Genomic DNA, 14,431 nt, shown 5'->3' on the forward strand with positions numbered 1-14,431 from the left:
AAGCCCTTTCCGGATAAACGGAAAGAGCTTTTACTTGGTAACCATAAAAGTTTATGGTTATATTTTCTTTTCGATAACGGCCTGTACTACATTTAATACATAGTCGCCCAGCTTTTCGGATTCACCGACAAGGTCCATATAATAAACACCGTCCTGATACTGGTATTTCTTATTGTTGACATCTTCCATATTGTGTATCTTCAACTGATTGCGATAATTGTTGATCTCGTTTTCAATGTTGTAAGACTGGTTGATATCGTCGTGAACGACTTCCTGCATGTGGAGGATTTCATTCATCCGGGTCAGGGCCTTTTCAAGCAGGGCGAACATCTGGTCGATGTTGTGGTTCTGCTCGTCGGTAAACTCGGATTTGCCTTCGTTGCGGCGTCTGATACCACGTGCCAGGTTGTTGCACGAGTCGGCGATACTTTCTATTTCCGTCACGGTACGCAACATGATACGGATTTCTTCCTTACCTTCAGAACTCAGGCGTCCTTCAGCAACGAATGTCAGATAGTTGGCAATCTCGATTTCCATACGGTCACTGATGTTCTCGTACTTTTCGATGCGACTGTATATCTTCAGGAAGTTGTCTTCGTTCTTCTCATAGAACAGGTCTTTAACCATGCCGAACATACGTTGTGTACGTTCTCCGAATACGGCAATCTCTTTCTTTGCCTGCATCAATGATAACTCGGAAGTGGAGAGCATGCCGGAAGGAATATATTTCAACTGGAACTCTTCTTCGTCGCTTACGTTCTTCGGTTTGATCAGGGCTGAACAAACATATACGTAGAACTTCACGAACCAGATCATGATACAAACGTTTGTTATATTGAATACGGTATGGAACAGGGAAAGGCCGTAGGAAACGGATACCTGTAATGTGAGTAATTGCTTTTGCAAAGCGAGCAGGTGCGGGTCTGTGATCTGCGCGCTGGAAGTGATCAGGGAGATCGTCTTCGGATCGAGTGTGCTCAGGAACTGTGTCATCTCGTTCGGGTCGCCCGGGCCATAGTTTGTAACGATCCAGGTGATCATGCTGGTGAACGGATAGAACAGTGCCATCACCCAACATACCCCGAATACGTTAAACATCAGGTGGGCGATTGCAGCACGCCGGGCCGAAACGTTCGCCGAAATAGCCGCAATATTCGCTGTAATGGTTGTTCCGATATTTTCTCCCAGTACCATGGCTGCCGCCATCTCGAAAGGAATCCATCCCTGCGTACACATAATCAATGTGATGGCAACGGTAGCACTGGATGATTGAACGATAACTGTAAGAATGGTTCCTAAAAGGAGGAATATAAGGAGGGAAGGATATCCCAAAGAGGTATAATCTTGTAAGAAAGAAAGGATTTGAGGATTGCTTTGCAAGTCGGGCACTGAAGATTTCAGATAGGATAGCCCCATGAAGAGGAAAGCAAAACCCATTAAAAATTCACCCCATGATTTTCGTTTACTCTTGCCGGAAAATATCAGCGGAATACATAATCCGATGAGCGGCAGGGAGAAGACACTGATGTCGACTTTAAATCCGAAGAGGGAGATGATCCATGCCGTAACCGTCGTACCGACGTTGGCTCCCATGATGACACTGATTGACTGGGTTAGCGTCAGAAGTCCCGCATTAACGAAACTGACAACCATCACGGTAGTGGCACTTGATGACTGAATGAGTGCTGTGATCAGAATCCCGGTCAGAACACCTGTAAATCGGTTAGTCGTCATTACCGAGAGAATGCTGCGTAACTTGTCTCCTGCGACTTTTTGCAGACCTTCACTCATTACTTTCATTCCGTATAGGAACATACCTAATGCTCCTACAAGCGTAAGAAAATCAAAAAAAGAATAGTCCATTTATGTAAATTTAAGTGGATAAATATCCGATTAAAATGAATGTATGCATACTTATATTTTCTTCTCTATAACAGCCTGTACAACATTCAGGACATAATCTCCCAGCTTTTCAGCTTCGCTGACGATATCCATATAATATACCCCGTCCTGATACTGGTATTCCTTATTATTGATATCTTCTACATTATGTTGTTTCAACAGGTTGCGATAATTGTTTATTTCGTTTTCGATATTGTAAGACGGGTTGATGTCGTCGTGCGACAATTCCGGCTTTTTCAGTATCGAGTTCATTTGATACAACGATTTAGTCACCAGTTCGAAAATCTTGTCTATGCTGTGGTTCTGTTTGTCGGTAAAGACAGACTTCCCTTCATTCCTGTGTTTGATGGTACGAGCCAGATTGTTACAGGAGTCGGCAATACTTTCTATTTCCGATACGGCACGTAGCATGATACGGATTTCTTCTTTACTTTCCGAACTCAGGCGGCCTTCTGCAACGAGGGTAAGATAGTTGGCTATCTCTATCTCCATATGGTCGCTGATGTTCTCGTATTTTTCAATCCGGTTATACGTTTTCATGAAGGTGTCCTCGTCCTTCTCGTAAAACACATCTTTTACCATGCTGAACATGCGTGTTGTCCGTTCGGCAAAAAGGGATATCTCCTTATTCGCTTGCAGAATAGACAATTCAGCGGTAGAAAGCAAACCTCCTGTGATGTAACGCAGGCGGTACTCTTCGTCTTCCGGCTTTGATTTGATCACTAAACAAACCAATCGTTCAATCGGTTTAATGAACCATATTAATATCAGTACGTTGCAAATGTTAAATGCGGTATGGAATGCCGACAACATATAGGTGATTGCAATGTCTTTGGGCGTATTGGGAGCAAGGTAATTGACAAGATTCGTTACGGCGTCGATAAACGGGTGGAAGATGCAGAGCACCCAGATAATCCCGAAAAAGTTGAATATGAAATGGGCAAATGCCGCCCTTCGTGCTTGTGCATTACCGGTGAGAGCCGCGATATTGGAGGTTACCGTCGTTCCGATGTTCTCTCCCATCACCAGCGCAATACCCAGATACAGGTCTAATACGCCGCTTGAACATAATATTAATGTAATAGCCATAACGGCCGCTGACGACTGTACCGCCATTGTTATAATGCCTCCGATCAGCAGGAACAACAGTACGGAAAACATTCCCCATTCCTTGCAGGATGCGATAAAAGACAGGAGTACCTGGTTGTGTTCCAGGTCCATGTGCATCGCATTCTCCCGCAAAGTCGTTAGTCCTAAAAACATAAAAGCGAACCCGAAAACGAATTCACCGAATGACTTGCGTCCGCTTTTTTTAGAGAATATTAAGGGGAGGGATAATGCAAACAGGGGATAAATGACATTGGACATATTAAACTGGAAACCGAAGACAGACATAATCCACGCAGTGACTGTCGTCCCTATGTTGGCTCCCATAATAACGGATATAGCTTGTGTCAAGGTAAGAAGACCGGCGTTTACGAAACTAACGGTCATAACGGTGGTAGCGGTGGATGACTGGACAGCGGCTGTAACGAATGCTCCCGTGAGCAATCCGGTAAACCGATTTGTAGTCATGGCGCCCAGGATATTACGTAGACGGTCTCCTGTTAACTTCTGGAGACCTTCACTCATAACTTTCATTCCATACATCAAAAGAGCCAGCGAACCGAGCAGTTTAAGTACGGTAAAAATTGTATTATCCATCAAAAAATAGTTATACCTGGAAGTATATCCGATTAATATTCCTAACTTTAGGCAGCAAAACTACAAATAATAACTGATATAATATGTCTGAAACAATCACAATTTATTGCAAAAATAACAATACTTATAAAGAGGTACCAATCGGCTCCTCTTTATTGGATATTTATACGATGATGGGGGCGCCTCTGCGTTACCGCCCGATGAATGCAAAAGTGAATAACAAGGTGGAAGGCCTGAATTTCCATTGCTGGCATCCGAAAGATGTTGAGTTTGTGGATTATACTCAGCTTTCCGGGTTGCGTACGTATGTCCGTTCCCTTTGTCATATTTTCTCAAAGGCGGTCAATGATGTGTTGCCTTCCGCAACATTAAATTTGGAACATCCGATATCGAAAGGTTACTACTGTGTAATCCATAATGGCAAAAAGATCGATCTTGAAACAATCGACAAGATCAAGAAGCGTATGCGTGAAATTATCGATGCCGATATGCCTTTCCTGCATAAAACAGTCCGGACGGTGGATGCGGCTGTCCTTTTCCGTGAACGGGGAATGAATGACAAGGCGCGTCTGATCGAGACTGCCGGGATGCCTTACACTTCGTATTATGAACTGGATGGCTATATCAATTTCTTTTATGGCTGTCTGACGCCTTCCACCGGTTATATCCAGTTGTTCGATATCGTTCCGTATTTCGACGGGGTGTTGCTTCAGATACCGAAGAGAAGTAATCCGCTGGAACTGGAGCCGGCTATCACGCAGGATAAGATGTTCGAGGCTTATAAAGAGCATCTGACTTTGCAGCGCACATTGGATTTGAATAATGTGGGCGACCTGAACCGGGCTATCGAGAAGGGGCATACTTCCGAAATTATAATGGTTTCGGAAGCAATGCAGGAAAAACAGGTTGCTAAGATTGCGGAAGAGATTGCGAAGAGATATGAAGATGGTGTCCGTATTGTTCTGATCTCGGGACCTTCGTCTTCCGGAAAGACAACTTTCTGCAAGCGTTTGGAAGTCCAGTTGATAACGAATCTGATCCATCCTGTGGCTATTTCGCTCGATGATTATTTCCTCAACCGGGAAGATACGCCGAAAGACGAGACGGGCGATTATGATTTCGAGTCGCTTTATGCCCTCGATCTGCCTTATTTTAACAGCGAGATGAAGGATTTGTTGGCGGGGAAAGAAATAGAAGTGCCTACTTTTGATTTTGGTTCGGGTAAACGTATCTATAAAGGTAAGAAACTGAAGATGCGTGAAAATTCAGTCCTGGTGATTGAAGGTATCCATGCATTGAATCCGGAACTGACATCCATGATAGAGGATAAATATAAATACCGGGTGTATGTTTCCGTTCTGACATCCATCTCTTTGGATAACCATAACTGGATACCGACTACCGATAACCGTCTGTTGCGTCGTATCATCCGTGATTACCGTTTCCGCGGTTATTCGGCCAAAGACACGATTGCCCGCTGGCCGAGTGTGCGCCGGGGAGAGGACAAATGGATTTTCCCTTACCAGGAAAATGCGGACGCTATGTTTAACAGCGCCATGCTGTATGAGTTGGCGGCTTTACGCAAATTTGCCGAACCGATCCTGGCCGAAGTACGTGAGAGCGATGAGGAAAACGCAGAAGCCTACCGCCTGTTGCGTTTCCTCCGTTACTTTAATTATATTCCGGACGTCGGCCTGCCCGGCACTTCGCTTTTACGCGAGTTCCTGGGGGGAGGAAGTTTCCGGTATTAAGAAAACAGATTGAATTATAATAGAAAAGCGGGTGGTATGCAGAGAGTATCTGTATGCCGCCCTTTTATTTTGTTTCGAGTTTTTCCCGTATCCGTTTTATCAGTTCCCGAAAATCTTCTTTATCGGGAATGAATTCGCTTAGCCTGGTTTGGTTTTGGCGGCAGAATACTGTAACTGAGAATATCAACATGGCACAGAACGCAATACTGGTACTGATGGCTGAGCCGACGACACCGTAAACAGGTATCAGTATGTGACCTGCTATGAATAAAGTTGTAAGTCCGACGCATGAACTGACTGCACTATAACGTATTTTCCCGCTTCCAATGAAGTAATGGCTGAGTATGCTGTTGCACCCTAATGCAATAATTCCGATGGACAAGCCGAATATAATTTTTCGCATGCCGGTAAATTCGGGGCTGAACAGGTAATCGGTGTAAACCCATTCCGGTATAAACAGAATACAGATGGTTGCAGATGTAATTGCACAGAAGGTAAGTTTGAATAGTTTTAATGTAGTCCTTTTTTGTTCTCCTGCATTGGTCGTTTGTGCTACGCTGCTGTATTCGATGAAACTGACACTCCGACTGATGTGCCAGACGCTTTCCGATATTTTTGTCCCGGCATCGAGTAATCCGACACTACCCAGTCCGGCAAACCGCTGGATCAGGAAATAGTTTAGCCGGGTGGTCAGTACTTCGGCTATATTGTCGGCACTACCCCAAAGTCCATAGGTAAACATTTCTTTTAGGATTGCGATAAACGGTTTGTTTGTAGGCTTATTTTCTCTTTTGGTCAGAAAGGGAAAAAGTAATATCAGACTGCCGATGAAAGCAATGCCGTAAGTGATGTATAATCCGTAAATATAGGATGAAACTTCTTGTTTTCCTGCTATATAATAAAAGTATAAAAGGATGAAGAACAATAATCCGCCTTGCAGCATATAAGTCAGATTAAATCCTGTAATCCTGTCTTTGCCCAGCAGAAAGCGGGCGTTGGTTGTAATAAAAGAGGAGATCAATGACAGCACATATATATCTGTCAGGTACTCTTTTGGAAATAGTCCGAACAGTAACATGGAGGCGCACGCTAATCCGGATCCTATCAGAGGCCATGCATAAGCCGGGAACAAAATAGTATGTATGGAATAACGGTTCATAAAATATACGATCGTATTGCCTGAAAGTACCCCATTGAATACAACGGCTATATTTATTGAAGCCAGGATGATACCCACCAGGCCAACCCCTTCCACACCCAATGCTTTGGCATTAATGAAAATGAGCATCAGATTAAGATAGGCAATCAGATAGCGTGTTCCAATTGTCCCCAGTATTTTTTTCAACATACGATTATAATTTCAATCCATCCAGTAAACGGACATACGTATCTATCGCCTCCCTGATCTCCATCAGGCCGATATACTCGTCTGCCGCATGCGAACGGGCGGAGTTTCCCGGGCCTATCTTGACGGAAGGGAACGGCATGAGTGCCTGGTCGCTGAGCGTAGGCGAACCGAACGGTTCTTTTCCCATCATGATGGCTCTTTGTACAAATGGGTGATCCAGTTCCGTACGGGTTGAGTTCAAACGGAAACTGCGTGCTTTTACCTCACATTTCACTTGCTCTTTGATCAGCTCGAACAGTTTTTCATTGGGGTAAAATTCATTTGTACGTATATCGACCGTGAATTCGCAGCGGTCGGGAACAACGTTATGTTGTGTGCCGGCATGGATAATTGTAACGCTCATTTTTACCGGTCCCAGGAAGTCGCTCTTTTCAGGGAACTGGTAGGTGTTGAACCATTCAATATCTTTTATTGCCAATGTGATAGCATTGATTCCTTCATTACGGGCAGCATGACCGGCTTTTCCCATTGCTACGCAATCAAGTACCATCAATCCTTTTTCGGCAACGGCTGGCTGCATGCCGGTCGGTTCGCCGACGATGGCAAAAGCGATGGGCGGGAGGTCTGCCAGTGCACTTTCCAATCCGTTCTTTCCTGATACTTCTTCCTCGCAGGATGCCAGGAAAATCAGATTATAAGCCTGTTCTTTTCCGGTCAGTAGTGTGAAAGCCGAATACAGGGAGACTACGCTTGCCCCGGCGTCATTGCTGCCCAGGCCGTATAACTTTTCATCTTCGCTCTCTTCGGGATTGAAAGGGTCTTTCGTCCAGCCGGAGGCCGGTTTTACGGTGTCGATATGTGAGTTCAGCAACAGCGTCGGTTTATTCAGGTCGAAACCGGGAGAAACAATCCATAGATTATTCCCTTTACGGTGTACCGTATGTCCCGCAGCTTGCCATGTCTGTTGTAAGAAGTCGGCTACAGCCGCTTCATCCCGGCTGAAGGAGGGACGGCTGATCATCCCTTTCAAAGTATCTATTGCTTCGTAGTAAAGTTCCATCTATTCAGTGTATTGAGTTTAGTTACCCGTTGTATCTCAACTCCCCTCTTGAGAGGGGGCAGGGGGTGTGTTACATTCCGTCAATAGCCTGTCCACCGTCTCCCTGTCATGTCCGAGTTGTTCTATCAGTTCTTCCAGGGAATTAAATTTGACATCCCCCCGTACATAATATATAAACGCAACAGTTATTTCATTATTATAGATATCTCCGGAGAAGTCCAGTATATTCACTTCCAGTGTAATATTGTCGCCATTCTGAAGCGTAGGACGGTCGCCGATGTAGAGCATCCCTTTATATTTCTCTCCTTTCAGATAGACCCAGACTGCATAAACCCCGATCCCCGGTACAATTTTAAAAGGTTCGTCCACCTGTATATTGGCTGTTGGAAATCCCAGTTTGCGGCCGACTTTATAACCGTTTACAATCGTTCCCCGCAGCTGATAAGGGTAGATGAGTAACCGGGCGGCATCTTCCACATCACCGTCTGTCAATAATTTCCTGATCTCGGAAGAACTTACAGCCGTACGTCCTTCGTCGTAAGGCGATGCTTTGATTACCTCCATCCCGCAGGCTCCGCCATAAACAACATATTGCTCAAAACCGTCTTTCCGGTCATGGCCGAAACGATGGTCGTAACCGATCAGTAAAGCGGCTATATGTAATTTCTCCGCCAGTATGGAACTGATAAATTCCTGTGCTGTCAGGCGGGATAGCTCCACCGTGAAGTCGAGAACGATGCAGTAATCTATGCCGGTAGTAGCCAGTTGTTCCAGTTTTTCCTCAAATGAATTAAGTAATTTGGGCTGATAATCCGAATGCAATACGGCACGCGGATGCTCCGGAAAGGTAATAACGGCCGAAGGCAGGCCTTTCGTCTTCGCGACTTCCTTCAGTTCATTGATCAGGAACCGATGTCCCAGATGAACTCCGTCGAAGAAACCGATAGTAGCAACCAGTCTTTTCCCTTTTAATAAATCCGTATCTCTGATAACGATCATTTTCTTTCTATTCATTCAATGAAAAGGCAAAAGTACATAAAACCAATGGAAATTAGTCGTACATTTGACCTGATTTATTAACAGACATCTCTGAGTATTAGTTATGAAAAAAGTCTTTTATCTTCTGATTTGCCAGCTTTTATCCGTCTCCTATCTCTTTGCCGATGGTGTGCAGACTGAGAACAGAACGGTGATTTTCACACCTTCCGGTGGTGAAAAGGTTCATTTGTTAACTTCCGGAAGCAGTGTTTCCGAAACAGTTTCGTTTAAACAGGAAGCCTATCCTGTACGTAGACTCCTTCGTGTTGTCGGCGGAGTAAAAATGCCGGCTCCTTTTGAAAAAAGGGGAGAGGAAATGTTCAGGCGGTCGGAATTTTATATCGACGACAATCTGGATTCCGTCCATGTGAAGAAAGATAAGTATTCCTTGTATTTTAAAGGAGAAGATAATAACTTCGAGCGGCATGCCTATTACCGTATTTCGGGTGACTTGCTGAAACCCGGTGAACTGACGGTGACCTTGCCGGTTGTGAAACGTCAGGACCTGTCCGTTTCTGCGGGTGGTGACTTTGGTGTACAGATAGAATTGTTTTATAAAAAGCCCGGACGCTATAAAGACGATATTTACGACTGCCCGGATTCGTTGCTTTATTTCCCGGTACCCGCAGGCTCCGGCAAATATCAACAAGTAACGCAAACATTCGTGCTTCCTGATAACGTCGCATGTGCCTTTTTACGTATCGGGGGAACTCATTTCAGTGGCGAGTGCTGGGTGGAGGCACCCAGATTGGTGCAGAACAAGAAACAGGTCTGCTCCATACCTTTTGCTAAGTTTGCCGATAAGACAGACGATTATAACTACTGGACCGGTTGTAACCTTTCTACCCGCAGCTGGCCACGTTGGAAACTGGATTTCAACGGTACGACTGTTTACGAAGGAAATATTTTCGACAGAGCCTCTGATATAGCGGACTTTTATATCCTTCTGCCTGCATCCGTGCGGGGTAACGGTGATTTGAAACTGACTTTGCTCAAAGAGGATAACCGTGCAGCGTATTCTTATGAACTCCGTTCGCTGGAGATTATCGAAGAGAGTGCCCGTGATTTTGAAGTTGTTTCCGTGCCTGAATATGTTTCTGTCGGAGCGGCTTTCGGTGTACTGGTAGAAACGAATAAGCCGGATGTCCGTTTGAAGGTACAGGCTCCGTCTTCTGTTATCCCGGCGTCTCAGGAAGTGGTATTAAAAGAAACAGGTTTGCACGTGATTGAGTTCCGTGCCGGCAATTATGCTTCCGCCGTTCCGATGATTTTTGATGACGGAAGCCGTAAAGCGGAAGTAACAATTCGTCAGATAATAGAAAAGGAACCGGATGAGGTTTACATTTCTTCCGGGGATGAGATTTATATAGATAAGGAATATGCGCCTTATGATTATTTCTTTAAATGGTATATCTCCCAGCGGGTCGGAAACTGGTATCAGTTCCGTCCTTCCTATCAGTGGAGCGGTTTCCGCGTTGCCCGTCCCGAAGTTATCCGTCATTATACCGGTTTGCTGAATAAGCTTCGGGTTCCTTATGCCTGGCAGGTAGAAGGCCGTACATTGGCCGGTAAACGTATCAACCCGGATTTGGAAACATTGGCTTCCCCGATGTTCCGCGGAAAACAGGCGCACGAAAATGACGGCGGTTATTATTACTGGCAACATTTCCTGTATCAAGGAGTCTTCTCGGATATGGCTGCCCGTAACCGTCCTTACGGCGGTATTTTTGCTAAACATCGCCCGATTTATACTGACCACGGAACCTTTATCCATTATGACCCGTATGGTGTCAAGGATATGGCCGACGGTGCCCGCAAGCTGGTTGAGAATTTCCGTTACTCAAAAGGAGAAAGTAGCCGCCATACAGGTCCTTCCACGTTGTTCCGTTATTTGTATCAGGCTGGCTATAACTGGCTGGGAGCCGAGCAGATGTACGGCCCTGAAGAAATTATCCTGTCTTCGTTGCGCGGTGCTTCACGTGCTTACAGCAAACGGGATTACGGAACGTTGCATGCTATGCAATGGGGTTCAGGACCTTTTACCGACCCGAAACATTCTTTACGTTTGTATATGTCGCTTGCCGTAGCCTATATGCACGGTTCTTCCCATATGAATACGGAAGAAGCCTTGTGGCTGGATGAATATGCCAACGACCGTTATTCCCAATCGGGCAAAGAGCATTTATATGCACAGCATCGTGTGCTGGATTTCATAGAAACACATACCCGTCGCGGCGAATTGAAAAGTAACGTTGCTGTTATCCAGGGAAGGAATGATGCCTGGAAATCGTTCGGTCGCGGCAGCTTATGGTCACAGAAGGGCGACAAATGGCAATTTAATAAGGCTACGGAAAGTTTTGACCTCCTGAAAGTCTTCTATCCCAATAATATCGTGGATGGTTGCGGTCCTAACGGTTGGTTCACCTCTACGCCTTACGGGACTATCGACATTCTGCCTATCGAGGCTCCGCAAGATGTGATGAATAAATATAAGGCAATGGTATTCCTTGGCTGGAACAGTTTCGATGAAAGCGATTTCCTCCGCATCCGCAACTATGTATTTGACGGCGGAACGCTTGTCCTGACGGCCGCCCATCTGAATGCCGAATTTCAACCTGACCAGCCGGCAAAGTTCCCGACTAACGATGCGGTTATCCGTGAAATGTTGGGCGATAACTACAAGTCTTTGAATGGAAAGACCGTTATCCCGTTCGGATCAGGAAAGATCATCTACTTCCCGCAGGCTGCTTATCCGGCAGAATCGTCTTTGAGAAGCCAGTATGAAGAAACAATGCGTGAGTTAGCTACGGAAACCGTGAACAAGGAACTTCCCTTCGGTTGGATTGAATCTGCTCCGTCTGTAGGTTTCACAGTTTGGGATAACAAAGACCATCGCACAATTTATTTGTTGAACACCGACTGGCAAAGTGCTGAACAGCAACATACGGCAACCTTCGTTTATAACGGAAAGAAATTCCCTGTTGATGTCAGACGTTATCATATCGAAACTGTTCATTGCGCTAACGGTTTAGCGATTAATCCCGGTAGTAATACGACGGATATTTTAAGCATAAACAAAGAAGGTAACAGTTGGAAAGTAACCGTACAGAATACGGAGAAAGATACAATCCGTTGTTTTAATGCAGAAACAGGAACGACAACCACTGTTGTGCTGGATAGTCCTTCTGTTCATGTGATTACGGTTGGATATTGAAAAATAAGGTATCTCTGTCAAGTTGATTTAAAATAGAATATTCTCCTCTATTTTTCCTGTAAGAAATTCCCCACGTTTTTATTAGCGTGGGGAATTTTCCCCATACTGGTGGGGCGTATTCCCCATGCTTGTGGGGAAAAATCCCCATAGGCATGGGGAAAGGGCAAATTCATATCTGATAAGATTTGCATTATCTATCTCTGATAAATAGTACCTCTGATAAACCCTCTTAACAGGTATATTCAATGAGGATGAACTCTTTTGAGATGGTTACTTTTTATCTGGGAATAGTTGTTGTATTTCATACTCTGCGTTGTGTCCGGGGAAATTATCGTCGACCACATTCCCATCCCGATCCAGCATGACATAACGAGGTATGCCATTGAATTTGAATAGTTGACGCAGATAGTTGTATTCATCTTCCGGCAAACGGAACAGGTTGTCACCCATATCATTTTCCGAAATAAATTTATTGTAAGACTCTTCCGGAGAACCGCCTGTATCTGTAATATAGACAAAGGCGAGGTCCGGACTTCCTTTATATTTGTCTCTTAGTGGCTGCATATGTTTAATGCCGTAAATACAAGGTCCGCAGGTAGTAGCCCAAAAGTCGACTAAAACGAATTTTCCTTTGTGCGGGTCTGTCATTTTACGGAAAATATCCGTGGCCTTCCCTTCCGGAAGTTTATAGGCTTGTTTTTCTCCTTCCGGAAATTTCTTGGCATACATACGCATCGTTTCTTCTTTCAGGAAAGGCTCTGAGATACTGTTGTTTATTTCTTCAGCCAGCAAATGTCCTTCTTTGGGTGTAAGCATCTCTAGTGCATAATTCAGCGAACGGGTTTTTGCAATCTCAAACAGCAGACCGGGCGTGACTTGCAATTCATTCCGTAAGACAGAATCTTTGCGTAACCATCCCTTGCTAAACATTTCAAGCTTATTCTCGGGGGTGAATGTCATATCTGCGTTGTTGAAAGGTCCCATATATTCATAACGGTTGATGAAAGAACTGAACATATTCGAGACAAGTAAACTTTTGTCGTTACTATTTATCTTCGGAAGGAAGTTATAATAATCATTCGGAATCGGTTGTTTCAGGATTTCATTGGTAGAGTCCTGAGAGGCGTAATACCTTCGTGTCATAACATAGTCAAACAAAGCTCCGTAAAATGATAGAAGTATTTTATTTTTCAGTAATTGCTGGCCTTTGATTGAAACAGCATTTTGTTTCAGCTTTTCTGCCAGTGAGTTATCAGCCTCTTTCAAAGCGTTCAATTGCTGTTGTTTAAATTCCGCCGGGGCAAGGGTTTTTAGTTGCTTTTCGAAATTCCGATAATTGAAAGTATTCACTTTAAACTTGTTAAGTTCTTTGTTTATTCCGGCTGAGGCTCCTTTGAAATCTATGTTTTTAAACTCATACCGGCGATCGCGATATCGGTCTGCCATCAGGAAGTCTTCCCAGTCGAGAGAAATAAATAAGGTTTCTCCCGGTTCGATATAAAATGGAATGGAAGTCCTTTTGAAAGAGATATAACCTTCCCAGGGATGATTTAAAAGAAAGTCAGCCTCGAAACGTCCGTCAGGATGGATTTGTATGACAGTCGGATAGTCTTCGCGGGTTAGTTCGTTACCAGTATAAATCATGCCGGTACTGAAGCCGGCTCTGGGATCGTATCCTTTTAGAAAACCGCGTAAATGGGCTGTGTCTTTCCGGAAGAAGTCGGTTCCGTAACCGGTCGACGGATCAGCTTCTGCTGCCAGCTGCTTTTCCATATCTTCCCATGTCCCGTATATGCTTTCTTCCACCGGTTTCTTCTTCTGATCTTTTGTTTTTTTCAGTGAGATTCCGAAGATTGAACCTTCTCCCGTATCTGATTCGATATAATCGAATTTCTTCATTTTTTTATCGAAAGGAGGAAAGATCAGGACAAATGTGGAGTCGCCGGAATCAGGCATAAATGTTTTTTTACCGAACTCGGTTCCTTCGATTCCGATCGGAAAATATTTCTTTCCGGTATCCGCATCTTTGATATAAGTAGTACTGTCGAAAGAAATCCACCAGTGGGGAATAAATTCGCAATGTACTTGTACTCGTGTGTTTTCTTTGTTTCGCTCTATTTGAGTGATTGTATTGATACCTGTGCTTTTAAATTCATAAGCAGGGTTTTCAATGACGCGTTGGGCGAATGCTGTATGGCTGAGACCCAGAAGTAAGAATAGGATGACTGTTTGTTTTTTCATATCGGAATGTTTTAAATGTTATCCTTTCGTTAATTTATAAGGCTAAAGATAGGTTTTAGTAGTTATAAACAGCTTGTTTGGGTATGGTATTATTCTGTTTTTATCCTATTTTATTGTTTACTATGGGGGCTTTAACAGATATTTTATCTTTTAGTTGCTTGCTGCCTTTGAAT

Annotated in this window: 8 protein-coding genes; 2 read left to right on the forward strand and 6 right to left on the reverse strand. The window is 44.3% G+C overall.

The annotated features are described in order from the left end of the window. Positions 1-57 precede the first annotated feature (57 nt). Positions 58-1,863 (reverse strand): Na/Pi cotransporter family protein, encoded by a 1,806-nt coding sequence (locus K6V26_RS24095; RefSeq protein ID WP_009860126.1) that lies wholly within the window; start codon positions 1,861-1,863, stop codon positions 58-60. 51 nt (positions 1,864-1,914) lie between these two features. Continuing rightward, the gene (locus K6V26_RS24100; RefSeq protein WP_224264095.1) at positions 1,915-3,606 is read right to left on the reverse strand and encodes a Na/Pi cotransporter family protein; all 1,692 of its coding nucleotides are present in this window, start codon (positions 3,604-3,606) and stop codon (positions 1,915-1,917) included. Between the two features lie 83 nt (positions 3,607-3,689). On the opposite strand from K6V26_RS24100, the gene K6V26_RS24105 reads away from it, so the two are divergent. Next, positions 3,690-5,357: a nucleoside kinase gene (locus tag K6V26_RS24105; protein WP_224264096.1), complete on the forward strand. Its 1,668-nt coding sequence runs from the start codon at positions 3,690-3,692 to the stop codon at positions 5,355-5,357. A 64-nt stretch (positions 5,358-5,421) separates the two neighbouring features. Here K6V26_RS24105 and K6V26_RS24110 read toward each other — a convergent pair whose 3' ends face one another. From K6V26_RS24110 to ribF, 3 genes are read right to left on the reverse strand one after another with little or no spacing between them, the layout of a single operon-like run. Then, the gene (locus K6V26_RS24110; RefSeq protein ID WP_224264097.1) at positions 5,422-6,705 is read right to left on the reverse strand and encodes a lipopolysaccharide biosynthesis protein; all 1,284 of its coding nucleotides are present in this window, start codon (positions 6,703-6,705) and stop codon (positions 5,422-5,424) included. Between the two features lie 4 nt (positions 6,706-6,709). Then, the gene (locus tag K6V26_RS24115) at positions 6,710-7,765 is read right to left on the reverse strand and encodes a M20 family metallo-hydrolase (protein ID WP_224264098.1); all 1,056 of its coding nucleotides are present in this window, start codon (positions 7,763-7,765) and stop codon (positions 6,710-6,712) included. A gap of 36 nt (positions 7,766-7,801) precedes the next feature. Next, positions 7,802-8,764 carry a riboflavin biosynthesis protein RibF gene (gene ribF, locus K6V26_RS24120; protein ID WP_224265875.1) on the reverse strand — a complete coding sequence of 321 codons (963 nt, stop codon included), beginning with the start codon at positions 8,762-8,764 and terminating at the stop codon, positions 7,802-7,804. 103 nt (positions 8,765-8,867) lie between these two features. On the opposite strand from ribF, the gene K6V26_RS24125 reads away from it, so the two are divergent. Further along, the gene (locus K6V26_RS24125) at positions 8,868-12,017 is read left to right on the forward strand and encodes a hypothetical protein (protein WP_224264099.1); all 3,150 of its coding nucleotides are present in this window, start codon (positions 8,868-8,870) and stop codon (positions 12,015-12,017) included. A 270-nt stretch (positions 12,018-12,287) separates the two neighbouring features. Here K6V26_RS24125 and K6V26_RS24130 read toward each other — a convergent pair whose 3' ends face one another. Then, positions 12,288-14,258: a TlpA family protein disulfide reductase gene (locus K6V26_RS24130; RefSeq protein WP_224264100.1), complete on the reverse strand. Its 1,971-nt coding sequence runs from the start codon at positions 14,256-14,258 to the stop codon at positions 12,288-12,290. Positions 14,259-14,431: the final 173 nt, after the last annotated feature.

The organism is Parabacteroides goldsteinii, from assembly GCF_020091425.1.
GTDB classification, from domain to species: domain Bacteria; phylum Bacteroidota; class Bacteroidia; order Bacteroidales; family Tannerellaceae; genus Parabacteroides; species Parabacteroides goldsteinii.

Bases quoted from the DNA above. Each gene is read 5' to 3' on its own strand.
- K6V26_RS24095 (WP_009860126.1), bottom strand. From the start codon at position 1,863: ATGGACTATTCTTTTTTTGATTTTCTTACGCTTGTAGGAGCATTAGGT.
- K6V26_RS24130 (WP_224264100.1), bottom strand. From the start codon at position 14,258: ATGAAAAAACAAACAGTCATCCTATTCTTACTTCTGGGTCTCAGCCAT.
- K6V26_RS24125 (WP_224264099.1), top strand. From the start codon at position 8,868: ATGAAAAAAGTCTTTTATCTTCTGATTTGCCAGCTTTTATCCGTCTCC.
- ribF (WP_224265875.1), bottom strand. From the start codon at position 8,764: ATGATCGTTATCAGAGATACGGATTTATTAAAAGGGAAAAGACTGGTT.
- K6V26_RS24100 (WP_224264095.1), bottom strand. From the start codon at position 3,606: ATGGATAATACAATTTTTACCGTACTTAAACTGCTCGGTTCGCTGGCT.
- K6V26_RS24110 (WP_224264097.1), bottom strand. From the start codon at position 6,705: ATGTTGAAAAAAATACTGGGGACAATTGGAACACGCTATCTGATTGCC.
- K6V26_RS24105 (WP_224264096.1), top strand. From the start codon at position 3,690: ATGTCTGAAACAATCACAATTTATTGCAAAAATAACAATACTTATAAA.
- K6V26_RS24115 (WP_224264098.1), bottom strand. From the start codon at position 7,765: ATGGAACTTTACTACGAAGCAATAGATACTTTGAAAGGGATGATCAGC.